The organism is Streptomyces sp. CA2R106 (assembly GCF_037034245.1).
Classification (GTDB): domain Bacteria; phylum Actinomycetota; class Actinomycetes; order Streptomycetales; family Streptomycetaceae; genus Actinacidiphila.
Genome location: NZ_JBAGKC010000002.1, coordinates 523,915 through 538,626, shown reverse-complemented (window position 1 = coordinate 538,626; position 14,712 = coordinate 523,915). Strand labels below are relative to the sequence as shown.

Sequence of the window (14,712 nt, the reverse complement as noted above, 5' to 3'; positions counted from 1 at the left end):
ACATGAGCCCCACCACCCCGACGACACAGACCGCACCCCCCCACCTGGACGATCACCACCACCGGCATCACCCGCATCGCCACCCAAATCCGCACCCGGGCCGACTACTTCGAGACCACCGTCCTCCCCGCCCTGACCACCGCCCGCGAAGACTGGACCGCCCACCACGCGAACCCCGCGACCGGCGGACGAGGGGCCCGCCCGCGAGACGTGAGCGGGGGCGGAGGCGGCGGGGTTCGGGACGTTCGTATATTTGTGGCGCGGGGAAGGGGGCGCCCTGGCGAGGCAACCTGAGCGCGCCGTAAATATGCAGTCCCGAACCCCGCCGCCGCAGCCCCCGCGCCCCACAACCGGCCTCAGCAGGAAGAGCCGGCGGAAGGTACGCGGACCCGGTCCAGCACCACACGCGTGGCTCACCCGATCCTGACGACCCGGGCCCACTCCGGAGGCGCCGGAACGTACCCAGGGTCCTCCTCGTCGTCGGCCCGCGGAGGCCGCGGGAAAAGGCCCACCACGGTGCGGCAGGACGGCGCTTCGGCCGGCCACGGCGTCTGCGCGTCGGTGAAGACGACGATCGCGTCCGGCCGCGGCGCCGTCCGCAGCGCCCGCGCGAACCCCGCCCGCAGGTCGGTCCCGCCACCGCCGACCAGTTCGATGCCCTCCGCCCGGCAGATCGGTACCGCGACCCGCGCGGCGGCGTCACAGGAGATCACCGACACCAGGTCCCGCCGCCCGCCCACCGCCCGCACGATCGCCGCCACCTCCAGCAGCGCGCTGCCCAGTTCGGCGTCGCTGACCGAAGCGGAGGTGTCGATGACGACGCAGACCCGCGGCGGGGTACGGCGCAGGCTCGGCAGCAGCACCCCCGGCAGGCTCGCCGAACGCCGCGACGGACGGCGGTAGGTGTGGTCGCCACCGGTGCCGGGGACGCTGACGGCCGAGCGGACCGCGGCCCCCAGCAACTGCCGCCAGGGCTGGGGCGGGTGGAACGCCTGCTCCGCCCAGCGCCGCCACCCCTGCGGCGCGCTGCCCGGCCGTCCCCTGATCGCCTCGGCGACCCGGAATCGGACCGCGTCCCGCTGCTGCCGGCTCAGACCGTCCGCCCCGCCGGGCCCGAGCTCCCACGGCCGCGCGTACCCGTCGGCGCCGCTGCCGCAGTCCAGCCAGGACAGGTCGGCGGCGCCCGACAACGACGCCAGGCCGAGGTACTCCTCCATGAGCAGACCGTCGCTCAGCCCCAGCATCGCGGGTACCGCGGCGCCCGCGGGCCGCGGCAGGCCGTCGCCGTAGATGTCGTCGTTGATCTCGAAGTCGGCGGCGATGTTCTGCCGCAGCCGCTCCCCCGGGCCGTACGCCTCGTGCTCGTGCGCGTGCGCGTACCGCTCGCCGCGCCCGTGGTGGTCGCGCAGCAGGTGCGCGACCTCATGCACCCACACGCCCGCCAGCTCCTCCACCGGCATGCGCGCGACGAAGCCGGGCGAGACGTAGCAGCGCCAGTGCGCGTCCACCGCCATCGTGGGCACCGACCGGTCCTCGACGATGTGCAGCGCGAACAGCGCGTCGGCCAGATACGGGCGGACCCGCACCGCGTGCAGCCGCGCGGCGAGCAACTTCTCCCGGTCCAGGGGCAGTACGGGTCCGGGCGCGGGCCGCGAACGCGTCGCCGAGCCGGCGTGCGGGCGCGGCCCCGGCTTGGGTTTCGGTTCAACCGCCCGCCCCGGCCCCCGCCCCGGCTTGGGCCCCGGCCCCGGCGCCGTACGCTTCCCAGCCCCCGTCACCACCCCACCCCCGCCGGTCCGGCGGCCCGCTTCGCCTCTTCCGCCCGCTGCCGCCGCACCGACCGGTCCGCCCGGCGGGCGAGGCCGACCACCCCGGCCAGCCGCTCCACCCCTTCGGGCACCTCCCAGTCGTCGTGGCGCAGCGCGGCCAGCGCCGTCGCCGGGCCGACCAGCAGGTCGGGCGCGCCCGTCTCCAGGGCCCGGGCCAGCACCGCCCAACCCGCCTCCCACCGCGCCCGCTCCGGCCGCGCGCCGACCGCGGCCACCACCGACTCCAGGGCCGCCTGCCGCAGGTCACCCCGCTCGGGCAGCTCGGCGCCCGGCGGGTCGGCCAGCAGCAGTTCGGGGTCCGGCAGCTCCATCCGGTCCAGGTGCGCGAGGAGTTCGAGGCCGGGACCGTCGCCGACCGCGCCGCGCACCAGCAGCGCCAGCACGTCCCGGGAGACCCCGGCGGCGGTGCCGAAGGCGAGCAGCGTCAGCGCGGCCTCCCAACTGCGGGGCGACGGCCAGGCGCCGCCGCGCCGTGTCTCGGTGCTCGGCAGGCGGTGGATCAGCGTCGGCCGGGCCTGGAGGAAGCCGCAGACCGCGCGGCGGGCGAACTCCGCCGCTTCCGGCAGCCGTTCGGGCGCCAGCCGGGGCAACTCGGCCCGGGGCCACACGCCGCCGAGGCCGCGCACCACCACCTCGCGGTCGTGCACCCAGTACAGGTGCACGAACCGGTTGGCCAGCGGCGGGCTCAACTCCCAGCCGTCGGCGGCGGACGCGCGCGGATTGGCGGCGGCCACGATCCGCACTCCCGGGGGCAGCCGGAGCGCGCCGACCCGGCGTTCCAGGACGACCCGCAGCAGGGCGGCCTGGACGGCCGGGGTGGCGGTGGACAGTTCGTCGAGGAAGAGCAGGCCCCGGCCGGCCCGCACCAGGTCGACCGCCCAGCGCGGCGGCGCCATCGGGACCCCGCGCGCCTCGGGGTCCTCTCCCACGATGGGCAGCCCCGCGAAGTCGGACGGCTCGTGGACACTCGCGATCACCGTCGTCAGCGGCAGGTCGAGGCACTCCGCGAGCTGCGTCAGCGCCGCGGTCTTCCCGATGCCGGGCTCGCCCCACAGCAGTACGGGCAGGTCGGCCGCGACCGCCAGCATCAGCGCTTCCAGCTGCTCGTCGGGCCGCGGCTCGGTGGTGGTCGTGCGCAGGAGTCCCAACAGCTTCTCGGCAACGTCGAGTTGGGCATCTGTGTGGCCAGCCGCGCCGGGTACGGACGCGGGTACGGGTACGGACGCGGGTACGGGTACGGGCATGAGGGTGCTGGACGTCATGGGCATCACCTGAGGTCGTGTACGGGGACGGGTCGGCCCGTCCCGGCGGTCGTGGACGTGAGCAGGGCGGCGCACAACGCGCGCCGGAAAACGTGTGATGGGGCGTACGAGGCGGTCGCGGCAGCCCGAATCAGCCGAACTGGCCGATCCGGGGCCGGTCGCGCCGCATCCGCTTGCTGCGCAGGAGGGGAGGGGTCGTACGGTCGAGCCGGAGCCGCCGGTCGCCCTCGGCTCCCGGATGCCCGGCCACCAGGCCCGCGCGGAAGAGCCCGTGGTCGACCCGGCGGGCCGCGGCCCGCGCCAACTCCGCCCGCAGCGGCCCGTCCCGCAGCACCGCACCTGGACCGAGCAGCCCCTCGACCACGGCCAGCGCACCGGCGATGTCGCCGTGGCCGAGCCGCTCGCGGACGGCGGGCAGCGCCTCCGGGTCGCGGTGCGCCGCGTCGATCGCGCGCAGGCACGGCAGGGCGGGCCCGCCGAGCGCCACCAGCAGTTCCTCCCGGCGTACTTCGCCCGGGTCGTGGTCGACGGCCGTCAGCACACCGTCGCGCAGCGCGATCCGGTGCACCTCGCCCCGGCACTCCACCCGGTGCGGATCACCGGGTGACGCGACGGGTGGGGCGTCGCCGGCGACCGCCGGGTGCGGGACGTACGGTGCCAGCGCCGCGCCGACCAGCGGATGCAGCGCACCGGTCGGCACCAACTCCGCCCGGAGCAGCTCCAGATCGGGCAGCACCCGCGCCGCCGCTTCCGGCAGCACCGGCAGTGCGGCGATCTCGTGGGCGGCCAACTCAGCTGGCAAGACACGGAATTGGGGTGCATGGCTGTCGTCGGGGCCGAAGAGTTCCAGCACCGCCCGGCGGCGGGCGCCGAGCCGGACCGTGAAGGGCCCGCGCGGGCGGCCCGCGGCGCGCAGCAGCAGTTCCGCCTCATCGGCCCAGGTCGGTACCGCCCAGGGCGAGTCGGGGTCGTACGGCCGGTCGGCGCCGCTGCGCCGGGCGAGTTCGCCGCTGCGGGTGGTGTCCCACAGGTGCCGGTGCAGGTCGAGCCGGAACCGGCGGTCCGGGTGCGGATGCGGGTACGGGTACGGGTACGGGTGCCCGTAGCGGTACCGGCTGGGGTGCTGCCGCAGTGCGGGCCGTACGGCGGCGCCGCTCGGGCCCTCCCACAGCGCCAGCGACACCCGCTGGCCGGCGTCGGCCCACGGCGGCGGGGTGCGGACCACCAGGTCCAGCGGGAAGCTCGAACTGCCGTAGCGGGCAAGGAGAATGGTCAGGTCCGGCCGCAGCCGGCCGTCGGGGGCGGTCCTGGGCAGGTGCCAGCGCAGCAGGTCCGGCGCGAGGCGGCGCAGGTCGGCCCGGAGCCGGGCGAGGACATCGGTGCCGTGGCGGTGGCGCACGGCGCGCAGATCGAGGTCGACATCGACGCGGGCAGCGGCGCAGGCCCCGGCCCAGTCACCGGCCGCACGCCGTGCGGTCGCGGTCTCGATCATGGACGGCGGCACGGCGTACTCGCGTACGCGCTGCCACATCAGCAGGCGGGGCGGAATCCCGTTCGCGAAGTGAGCTGCCATCAGCAGTCACCTTGAGCGAGCGAGTCCCCCAATCCGTACGAGGAAGTGTTCATCCCGCGCATCATAGGCACAGCCGCGCGCATCTGTCAGGCCTCTCCGGCCCGCCGTGTCGAGGCGGCGGCGCCCGGCCGGAGCGGGCCGGGCGCCGCCGCCCGCGTCAGGCCGTCACGGCAGCCGCCGCGCCGACGGGCCCGCCGAGGTGCCGGGCGAGGAACCGCACCGAGCTGTCGATCTCGAACCGGGGCAGTTCGAGGTGCCGACCCGCGTTGACGTGCAGCGACTTCTCCTTCGAGGCGAAGGCGTCGAACAGCGCGAGGCTGCCCGCGCGCGAGATGCGCTCGTTGTCCCACTGCATGCCGAACTCGACGGGGACGGTGATCCGCCGCGCGTGCTCGATCAGGGCGTCCGGCCAGTGCGGGCTGAAGACCGCGGCGGCGATGCGGGGTTCGGCCGCCACCAGCGGCATCCCGATCGCGGTGCCGAGGCCGATGCCGACGTACCCGACCGGCCCGCCGGGGCCGATCTCCGGGAGTTCCTGGAGGGCGTCCAGGGTCGCCTGCCACTCGGGTACGGCCTGCACCGCGAGGCGCGCGTTGTACGGGACGACGACCGGGGCCTCCGGCGCGCCCGCCGCCTGTGCCCGGCGCAGCGCGGCGACGGATTCCTGGTCCTGCGCGCTGCGCGGCCGGTCGCCGTGGCCGGGCGCGTCGATGACGGCGACGTGGTAGCCGCAGCCGGTGACGAGGAGCCGGGCCCGGCCCAGCATCGCCGGGTGCTTCTTGTGGGCGCCGCCGCCGTGGCCGATCAGCACCAGCGGGGCGGGGCGGCCGGTGGCAGGGGCCGGCGACCACAGGACGCCGGGGATGCCGGAGGTACCGGACCCGCCAGGAGTGCCGGAGGTACCGGACTCGCCGGGAGTACCGGGGCCGGCGGGGACGCCGGTCAGGACGAAGTCCCGCTGGGTGACGCCGTCTTCGGACGTCTCTGCGGTGAAGTGCAACGTATGCATGGTGGTGCCTTTCCGGGAGTGCCTTGGTGGGGAGGCGCTCCCGGCGGCGCCTGTGTCAGCCGCCGGCCGTGACGGGAAGGGGGAGCACCCACGTCGCTACAGCGTTCACGGGTCTCACCTCCTCCGGGCGGTGTCACGGTCGGCCACAAGCTAACAGCGCCTGCTGGTGCGGCTCCACCGGTTTTCCCGGCCAGGGCCTCCGCGACCGCCGAGCGGTAGGCGAGTAGGCGAGTAGGCGGCGAACAGCCGTGCAACCGGAGGAGAACCGTCCGCGAAGTGGGACATGTCTCAGATCGTGCACAACTTCTCCATAGAACCGTCCCAGAATCGTCATACCTGCCAGAATCCGACCACCAACGCCCCATCCACGGAAGGACTTTCGCCCACATGGGCATACACAGACTGCTCTGGCCCGCGGCGGCCGCCACCGCCGCGCTGCTGGCCGTCACCCTCCAGGGTGCGCCGTCCCCCACCGCCGTGCCGGTCGCCTCGGTGACCTGCGCCTCGGGGGTCTGGAAGGGCGACTACTACGCCAACCTGAAGTTCAGCGGCACGCCGAAGAAGTCGCTCTGCGAGACCTCGATCAACAAGAACTGGGGCAGCGGCCACCCGGCCGGCATCTCGCTGCCGAACAACAACTTCTCCGTCCGCTGGACCATGAAGCGCGCCTTCGGCGGCGGCGGCCCGTTCAACCTCTCCATCGCGGGCCAGGACGGGATGCGGGTCTGGATCGACAGCAAGGAGTACATCAACCTCTGGCACGACTACTCCTCGACCCACTCGAAGACCGTCCGGGTCACCGTCCCCGCCGGCACCCACACCGTCCGGGTCGACTACGGCGCCGCCACCGGCAAGGCCAACGTGAAGGTCGGGCTCACCCCGGCCACCAGCGGCGACCGGACCGCACCCGCCGCGCCGACCTCCGTCAAGGCCACCCGCGGTGACAGCAAGGCGACGCTGAGCTGGACCCGCAACGTCGAGGCCGACCTCGCCGGCTACCGCGTCTACCGCAACACCTCCCTGCCGATCCCGCTGGACACCGCACACCGGATCAGCGGCAGCACGCTGCGCACCACCACCTCCTACCCGGCAAGCGGGCTGCACAACGGCACCAAGTACTACTTCGAGGTCACCGGCGTCGACCGCAGCGGCAACCAGTCGCACGCCTCGTCCGCCGTCAGCGTCATCCCCGCCGACACCACGCCGCCGCGCCCGGCGACCGACCTGGGCGTGGACGCCTACGCGGACGAGAACGTCCTGACCTGGGCGCCCAGCCTGGACGATCTCGGCTTCGGCGACGTCGTCGGGTACCACGTCTACCGGGCGACGGCCTCCGCCGGCCCCTGGACCCGGCTCACCACCACGCCGGTGACCACCAACGTGTACCACGACCCGAAGGCGCCGATCGGCATCCGGGCGTACTACCGGGTGATCGCCCTGGACGAGGCCGGCAACCAGTCCACGCCCGCCTCCGCCAGCGGCGTCCGCCCCGACGACGGCAGCGTCACACCGCCGGTGCCCACCGGGCTGAAGGCCACCGCGAGCACCGACGGCATCAGCCTCGACTGGGCCGACAACCCCGACGGCAGCGGCACCCACGGCTACAACGTCTACCGCGCCGGCGCGGCCGGGACGTACACCAAGCTCACCGCGGCGCCGATCACCGGCTCGCAGTACCAGGACAGCCAGGCACCCGTCGGCAGCGCCTCCTCCTACCGCGTCACCGCGGTGAGCAAGGCGGACATCTACGGCGACGTCCACGAGTCGGCGCCCGCGCAGACCTCGGCCACCCGCCCGGTGCCGCCGGACACCACGCCGCCGCCGGCACCCAGCGGCGCCAAGGCCACCCTCGACTACGCCAAGGCGCAGATCCTGGTGTACTGGAACGCGCCCACCGACACGGACACCGCGCGGTTCGAGCTGCGCCGCTACCTCGACGACGGCACGTCCCAGCAGATCCCGCTCGACTCACCGCTGTACCCGCACTACCTGGACACCACCGCGCAGGCCGCCTCCGTCAACGCCTACGTGATCAGCGCGTTCGACGCGGCGGGCAACCGCAGTGACACCACGGTGTTCGTCCAGTGGGACTCCGACGCCCCGCCGGCCGCCCCCGCCGGGCTGACCGCGACACCCACCACGTCGGGCGTCGCCCTCACCTGGTCGGCCAACACCGAGTCCGACCTGAAGGACTACCGGGTGCTGCGCCGCAACGCCGCGGACCAGGGGTTCGCCCAGATCGCCACGCTGCCGGCCGGCACCACCTCCTGGCTGGACCCGTCGCCGCCGCTCCACGTCGAGCTCGGCTACGAGGTGCAGGCCGAGGACGAGGGCGGGCACCTCAGCACGCCCTCCGCGCCGGTCCTCACCACCGCGCTCGACACGGTGCCGCCGGCCGTCCCCACCGCCGCCCGGGCGACCGTCCAGGGCCAGGACGTCTCCGTCACCTGGACCGCCTCGCCGACCGTCGACGTGGCCGGCTACCGGGTCTACCGGTCGGTGGACAGCAGCGACGGCTACACGCTGGTGGTCGAGGTGGGCAAGGACCAGCAGAGCTGGACCGACGACGGCGCCACGCCCGGCCTGACCGCCCTGTACGCGGTCACCGCCGTGGACTACTCGGGCAACGAGTCCGCGCGCTCCGCCCCCGCCGAGGCGATCCCCCCCTACCCGGACGGCGTGACCGCGCCCGCCCCCGCCACCGCGGTGGCCTCCGCCCTGGCCGACGCGGGCGTCCGGCTGGACTGGACCGCGAGCACGTCCTCCGACGTGGCCGGATACCTCGTCTACCGCTCGCGCGGCGCGGTCGGTGTCGCGGTCGCCGACGACCTGCTCACCCCGCAGCCGGTGACCGCGACCACCTTCACCGACCCGACCGGCCGCACCGCTCCGAGCTGGTACTACGCGGTCGTGGCGGTGGACGCGGACGGCACCCGGTCGCTCCCGGCCACCGTCCGGCAGAGCGTCGACGAGCAGCCCCCGCCGGCGCCGGCCCACCTGTCGGCGGTCACCTACTCGCCCGGCGGCTACGTCGTGTTGACGTGGGACAACGCCATCGCCCCCGGCTCGGACACCGTCGGCTACATCGTCACCCGGTCCACGACCCTCACCGGCCCCTACGTCCCGCTCACCACGGACCCGCTGGTGCCCACCGGCACCTCCGGTTCCTTCCGGATCGACACGCCGCCGACCGGCGCGTCCTACTACCGCGTCTACGCCGTGGACGCGGTCGGCAACCAGTCCCCCTTCGCGACCGCCCAGTCCTTCAAGTAGCCCCACCCACCGACGGCGCCGCGCCCACCCCGGGCGCGGCGCCGTCGGCCGCCGCCGGCCGACGGACCGGTCAGGCGGCCGCCGAGCGGTAGGGGCGGAAGAAGGCGCGCAGCTCCGCCGCGTAGATCTCGGGTTCCTCGAAGGCGGCGAAGTGGCCGCCGTGGGCTGGCTCGTTGACGTACGCGACGTTCGCGGTGCGCTCGAGCCAGGCGCGCGGCGGGCGGACGATGTCGCCGGGGAAGAGGGAGAAGCCGGAGGGGACCTCGACGCGGCGGGCCAACTGGGCGGGCGGGATCGCGCCGTTGGCGGCGTACATGCGCATCGAGGAGCCGATGGTGCCGGTGAGCCAGTAGAGCGTGACGTTGGTGAGGATCTCGTCCTTGGTGTAGCTGCGCTCGATGTCGCCGCCGCAGTCGCTCCACGCGCGGAGCTTCTCGACGATCCAGGCGGCCAGCCCCGCGGGCGAGTCGTTGAGGCCGAACGCGGCGGTCTGCGGCTTCGTACGGTGCATGGCGGCGTAGCCGCCCTCGGCCGCGCCCCAGGCGGCGACGCGGTCGAACCAGGCGCGTTCCTCGGGGGCGAGTTGCGCGGGGTCGGCGGGCGGCACCGGCACGCCGGCGTCGGTGCGGTGGACGGCGACGACCCGGTCCGGGTGGTCGAGCGCGAGGTAGCGGCTGACGTGGCTGCCGATGTCGCCGCCCGCGGCGCCGTACGCGCGGTAGCCGAGCCGCTCCATGAGTTCGGCCCACAGCGCGGCGACGGCGATGGAGTTCAGCGGCGGGCCGGCGGGGCGGTCGGAGTAGCCGTAGCCGGGCATGTCGGGAACGACGACGTCGAAGGCGTCGGCCGGGTCGGCGCCGTGCGCACCGGGGTCGGTGAGCAGCGGGATGACCTTGGCGTAGCGCCAGAAGGAGTCCGGCCAGCCGTGGCTGAGCACCAGCGGCAGCACGCGGGTGCCGGCGGGCGCGACGGCCCGCGCGTGGACGAAGTGCACGCCGAGGCCGCGGGGCCCGCCGGGGGCGCCGGGTCCGCCCGGGGTACCGGGTCCACCGGGTCCACCGAGCGTGGTCCGGAAGTGCGGGAAGCGGCCGAGCGCGGCCTCCTGCGCACTCCAGTCGAAGCCGTCGGCCCAGTAGGCGACGAGTTCGCGCAGGTAGTCCAGGTCCGTGCCGAGCGCCCAGCCCGCGTCGGCGGGCGCGTCCGGCCAGCGCGTCGCCCGCAGGCGGGCCCGCAGGTCCGCCAGGACCGCGGGGTCGGTCGACAGCGTGAACGGCTCGGGCTCGGGCGCGGCATCGGGCATACCCGGCACCCTACCGACCGCCCCGCCCGGACCCGGGGACCACCGGGTCGGGCCCCGGGCGCATCAGGCCGGACGGCGAAATTCCGGTGCGCCGCGGCACCGGCCGTGGCAAGCTCCCGCCATGCCGATCGCCGATGTGTCCGCGGATGTCCGTCTCGCCTACGAGACCTTCGGCGACCCCGCCGACCCCCCGGTGCTGCTCGTGATGGGTTTCGGGGCGCAACTGCTCGGCTGGCACGAGGACTTCTGCCGGGCGCTGGCCGACCGCGGCCGCTACGTGATCCGGTACGACAACCGCGACTGCGGGCTGTCCACCAGGTTCGACGACCACCCGGTGGACATGGCGGAGTTCATCGCCGCCGTCAGCTCCGGCGACATCCCCGCCGCCCTGGCGATGGTGCCCTACCGGCTTCCCGACATGGCCGGGGACGGCTTCGGCCTGCTCACCGCGCTGGGCATCGAACGCGCCCATGTCGTCGGCGCCTCGATGGGCGGCATGATCGCCCAGACGATGGCCCTGTCCCGCCCGGAACGGGTGCTGACCCTGACGTCGATGATGTCCTCCACCGGCGAGCAGGAGTACGGGCGGTCCAGCCCGCAGGCGCAGGCGGTGCTCTTCGGCCCCCGGCCCGCGGACCGCGCGGGGTACGTCGCGGCGGCGGACCGCGAGCTGGTGTGGGCCTCCCGGCGCTACGGCGACGCCGCGGTGCTGCGCGAGCTGGCCGCCGCGAGCTACGACCGCGCCTACTACCCCGCCGGTGTCGCCCGGCAGCTCGGCGCGATGGTCCTCGGCGGCTCGCGCGCGGACGCGCTGCGCGACCTGCGGGTGCCGACGCTGGTGATCCACGGGCTGGACGACACGCTGATCGACCCCAGCGGCGGCCGGCGCACCGCGGAGCTGGTGCCCGGTGCCGAACTCCTCCTCGTGCCCGACATGGGCCACGACCGCCCGCGCGCCCTGTGGCCCCTGCTCATCGACGCCCTGGCGGCCCACACCGCCTGAGCGGACGCTCCGGACGGGTCACCTGCACACCTCGCGCGCCGCCTTCCGGCGGAAGGCGGCTGAACCGGCGGCCGTACGCCTTCCCGTCGTCGGGGGAACCGCAGCGCGCGGAGGGCGGGTTTCCCTCCGTGTGCGGTTGGTGGCACGCTGTCGTCATGACGGGCAACGTTCCTGCGGAGACATCGAGCTTCGTCGGCCGGGACACTGAACTCGGTTGGCTGCTGGGGGCGTTGGCCCGATGCCGGCTGGTGACGCTGACCGGTCCCGGCGGCATCGGGAAGACCCGGCTGGCGCAGCGCGCCGCCGGCGACGTGCTCGCGGCGGTCGCGGCAGGTCGCGCCGCGGGACCGGACAGCGCCGACGGCGCCGGGGCCGCGCACGCGGCCGCCGCGCGCTTCCCCGACGGCGTGTGGTGGGCGGACCTCAGCACGCTGACCGGCCCCGAGCTGCTGCTGACGACGGTCAGCGACGCGGTGGACCTCGCGGACCACTCGCTGCGGATGCCGCTGGACGCGCTCAGCGAGTGGCTCGCCGGCCGGCGGACGCTGCTGGTGCTGGACTCCTGCGAGCACCTGGTCGACGCGTGCGCCCACCTCGTCGGGGAGTTGCTGACCGCGGCGCCCGGCCTCGCGGTGCTGGCGACCAGCCGCAGCCCGCTCGGCTCGGTGGTGGAGGAGCTGGTGGAGGTGCTGCCGCTGCCGGCCGACGGGCCGGACGCGCTCGCGCTGTTCACCGACCGGGTCACCGACCGGCTGGGCCGCGCCCCGCTCGCCGAGCCGGGCGCGGCCGAAGCCGCCGCGGCGATCTGCCACCGCCTGGAGGGCATCCCGCTGGCGATCGAACTGGCCGCCGCGCGGGTGGCGTCGGTCGGCCCGGGCGCCGTCGCCGACGTGGCCGAGCGGCTCGGCTCGCGCTTCGACACGCTCGCCGCGGTCGGCGCGGTGTGGCCGCGGCGGCACCAGACGCTGCGCACCACCATCGGCTGGAGCCACGAGCTGTGCGCGCCGCTGGAGCGGCTGCTGTGGGCGCGGCTGAGCGTCTTCCGCGGCACGTTCGACCTCGCCGCGGCCCAGGCGGTCGCCACCGGGGGGCCGTTGGAGGCGGCGGCGGTGGCGCCGATGCTGGAGCGGCTGGTCGCGCAGTCCGTGCTGCGCGGGATCGGCGCGGACCCCGAGCCCGCCCCGGCCCCCGCGCCCGTACCGGCGCCCGCGGAATCCGGCGGCGGCGACACCGCGGCCGCGGCCGCACCCGCCGCACCGCCGGTGACCGCGACTCCGCCGGTGACCGCGGCGCGGGGCTGTGCCGGGGCCCGCTACCGCATGCTCGACACCATCCGGGAGTACGGCCACGCCTGGCTGGAGGAGTTGGGCGAGGTCGCCGTCACCGAGCAGCAGCACGCCGAGTACTTCACCGGGCTGGCCCGCTGGGCGGACGCCGCCTGGTCCGGGCGCGACCAACTGCTCGGCTACCGGCGGATCGAGGACGCCCACCCGGACCTGCGCGCCGCCCTCGACCACTGGCTCGACCACGACGACCCGCGGGCCGCCGAACTCGCCGGCCTGCTGGTCTACTTCTGGAGCTGCTGCGGCCACCTCAAGGAGGCCCGGTCCTACCTGGAGCGCGCCCTCGACCAGCACACCGCCCCCGGCCCGGCCCGCACCCGGGCCCTGATCGGCCTCGGCGCGGCGCTCACCCTCCAGGGCGAGTACGAGCGCGCCGCCGCCCTGGACGCGCAGGTGCGCGCGGTCACCGTGCGCGGCGACAGCGCCGACCGGATGGCCGCGGCCTGCCTGACCGGCCTGCTGGGGATGCTCACCGGGCAGTCCCGCACCGCCCTGGACGCCGTACGGGACGCGCTCGGCGCCGCCTCGGGCCTGCCGGCCGCCGGGGCCGGGTTCGGCACGCCCGACCGGCTGCGCTGCCACCTGCTGGAGGTGCTGTCGCTCACCGCGCTCGGCGAGCTCGCCGAAGGGCGGTCGCGGGCACTGGAGTTGCGCCGGTACTGCGTGGAGACCGGCGAGGTGTGGACCCGCTCCTACCTGGACTACCAGCTGTCGGTGGTGGCCCTGTTCTCCGCCGAGCCCAGGGACGCGGTCGCCTACGCGCGGACGATGCTGGAGAGCAAGCACCTGCTGGGCGACGCCTTCGGGATAGCGCTCGGCCTGGACCTGTTGGCCGCCGCGCTCGCCGCCGACGGCCGCCCCGAGCAGGCCGCGTCGGTCTACGGCACCGGCGGGGCGTACTGGCGCAGCGTGGGCCACCCCCAGCGCGGGGCACCGGAGTTGCAGCCGGTGCGGGACCGCTGCGAGCAGACCGCCCGCGCGGCGCTCGGCGACGAGGGTTACGCGGCCGCGTTCGCCCGCGGCGCCGCCGCCCACGGCCCGACCGCCCTGTCCGCCGCCCTGCGCCCCGACCCCGCCTCGCACGAGTAGCCGCACCGTACGAGCGGCCGGGACGCGTGGTACCCAGAGGCGACTTGTTCGCGTACCGTCAAGTCGACCGGGTCGCGCCTCTGCTCGGTCCGCACCGCCGAACCGACGGACGGGAGAAGGACATTGCGTATCGCGCGACGGATCGGCCGGTGGGCCGGCGGCATCGCGGGCGCCGCGGCGCTGGTGCTGCTGGGGACCGGGCCCGCCGCGGCCGACGTGCCGATCGGCCAGCCGATGAGCGGCGAGATGACGTACTACAACGACGTCGGCTACGGCGCCTGCGGCACCTCGATCGACGCCTCGACGCAGTACCTGGTCGCCGTGTCGTACCAGTGGTGGACCGCGGCCAACCCGAACAACGACCCGCTGTGCAGCGGGATCTCGGTACAGGTCAGCTACGGCGGCAAGACGATCACCGTGCCGGTCGCCGACAAGTGCCCGACCTGCGACGCGAGCCACATCGACCTGAGCGAGCCGGCGTTCACCGAGTTCGCGCCGACCGGGACCGGGGTCGTCACCGGCATCACCTGGCAGTTCGTGTCCTCCGGCGGCACCACCACCCCGCCGCCGCTCGCGGCGCCGACCGGGCTGACGGTGACCGGCACCACCGGCACCACGGTGTCGCTGGCGTGGACCGGCGTCAGCGGCGCCGCGTCGTACACCGTGCGGCGCGACGGCGCCGCGGCGGGGACCGCCACCGGCACCACCTTCACCGACACCGGGCTGGCCGAGGGCAGCACCCACACCTACACCGTGACCGCCACCGGCTCCTCGGGCACCGTCTCCGCGACCTCCGCGGCAGTGACGGCGACCACCACCGCCGGCAGCGGAGGCGGGGGCGGGGGCGGGGGCTGCACGGCCACCGCCTGGAGCGCGGCCACCTCCTACGCGCCCGGCGACACCGTCTCCTACGCCGGCCACTCCTACACCGCCACCGCCTACTCCACCGGCGCCGCCCCGAACGACCCGGCCTCCTGGGCCGCGTGGAAGGACGACGGGGCGTGCTGACGCCGCGCGGGGAAGAATGGCGG

The 14,712-nt window shown here is 75.3% G+C and carries 9 protein-coding genes; 4 read left to right on the top strand and 5 right to left on the bottom strand.

The genetic code is table 11. The annotated features are described in order from the left end of the window. Positions 1-413: 413 nt before the first annotated feature. The 4 genes from WA788_RS05585 to WA788_RS05570 all read right to left on the bottom strand — a co-directional run bounded on the left by WA788_RS05585 (position 414) and on the right by WA788_RS05570 (position 5,673). Positions 414-1,610 carry a vWA domain-containing protein gene (locus WA788_RS05585; RefSeq protein ID WP_443033975.1) on the bottom strand — a complete coding sequence of 399 codons (1,197 nt, stop codon included), beginning with the start codon at positions 1,608-1,610 and terminating at the stop codon, positions 414-416. 164 nt (positions 1,611-1,774) lie between these two features. Continuing rightward, positions 1,775-3,091: an AAA family ATPase gene (locus WA788_RS05580; RefSeq protein WP_335972203.1), complete on the bottom strand. Its 1,317-nt coding sequence runs from the start codon at positions 3,089-3,091 to the stop codon at positions 1,775-1,777. Positions 3,092-3,221: 130 nt separating this feature from the next. After that, positions 3,222-4,664 carry a hypothetical protein gene (locus WA788_RS05575; RefSeq protein WP_335972201.1) on the bottom strand — a complete coding sequence of 481 codons (1,443 nt, stop codon included), beginning with the start codon at positions 4,662-4,664 and terminating at the stop codon, positions 3,222-3,224. A 157-nt stretch (positions 4,665-4,821) separates the two neighbouring features. After that, on the bottom strand, positions 4,822-5,673 hold the full coding sequence (locus tag WA788_RS05570) for an alpha/beta hydrolase (protein ID WP_335972199.1): 852 nt from the start codon (positions 5,671-5,673) through the stop codon (positions 4,822-4,824). Between the two features lie 387 nt (positions 5,674-6,060). Between WA788_RS05570 and WA788_RS05565 the strand changes: the two genes are divergently transcribed. Further along, positions 6,061-8,946 carry a fibronectin type III domain-containing protein gene (locus WA788_RS05565; protein WP_335972197.1) on the top strand — a complete coding sequence of 962 codons (2,886 nt, stop codon included), beginning with the start codon at positions 6,061-6,063 and terminating at the stop codon, positions 8,944-8,946. Positions 8,947-9,016: 70 nt separating this feature from the next. On the opposite strand, the gene WA788_RS05560 is transcribed toward WA788_RS05565, so the two are convergent. Next, on the bottom strand, positions 9,017-10,246 hold the full coding sequence (locus tag WA788_RS05560; protein ID WP_335972195.1) for an epoxide hydrolase family protein: 1,230 nt from the start codon (positions 10,244-10,246) through the stop codon (positions 9,017-9,019). Between the two features lie 121 nt (positions 10,247-10,367). Between WA788_RS05560 and WA788_RS05555 the strand changes: the two genes are divergently transcribed. From WA788_RS05555 to WA788_RS05545, 3 genes are all read left to right on the top strand, one after another. After that, positions 10,368-11,249, top strand: coding sequence for an alpha/beta fold hydrolase (locus WA788_RS05555; RefSeq protein ID WP_335972192.1), 882 nt, complete (start codon positions 10,368-10,370; stop codon positions 11,247-11,249). Positions 11,250-11,404: 155 nt separating this feature from the next. Next, a complete protein-coding gene (locus tag WA788_RS05550; protein WP_335972190.1) occupies positions 11,405-13,681 on the top strand; it encodes an ATP-binding protein in 2,277 nt (758 codons plus the stop codon). 123 nt (positions 13,682-13,804) lie between these two features. Next, positions 13,805-14,689: a cysteine/serine endopeptidase inhibitor gene (locus tag WA788_RS05545; RefSeq protein ID WP_335972188.1), complete on the top strand. Its 885-nt coding sequence runs from the start codon at positions 13,805-13,807 to the stop codon at positions 14,687-14,689. Positions 14,690-14,712 lie beyond the last annotated feature (23 nt).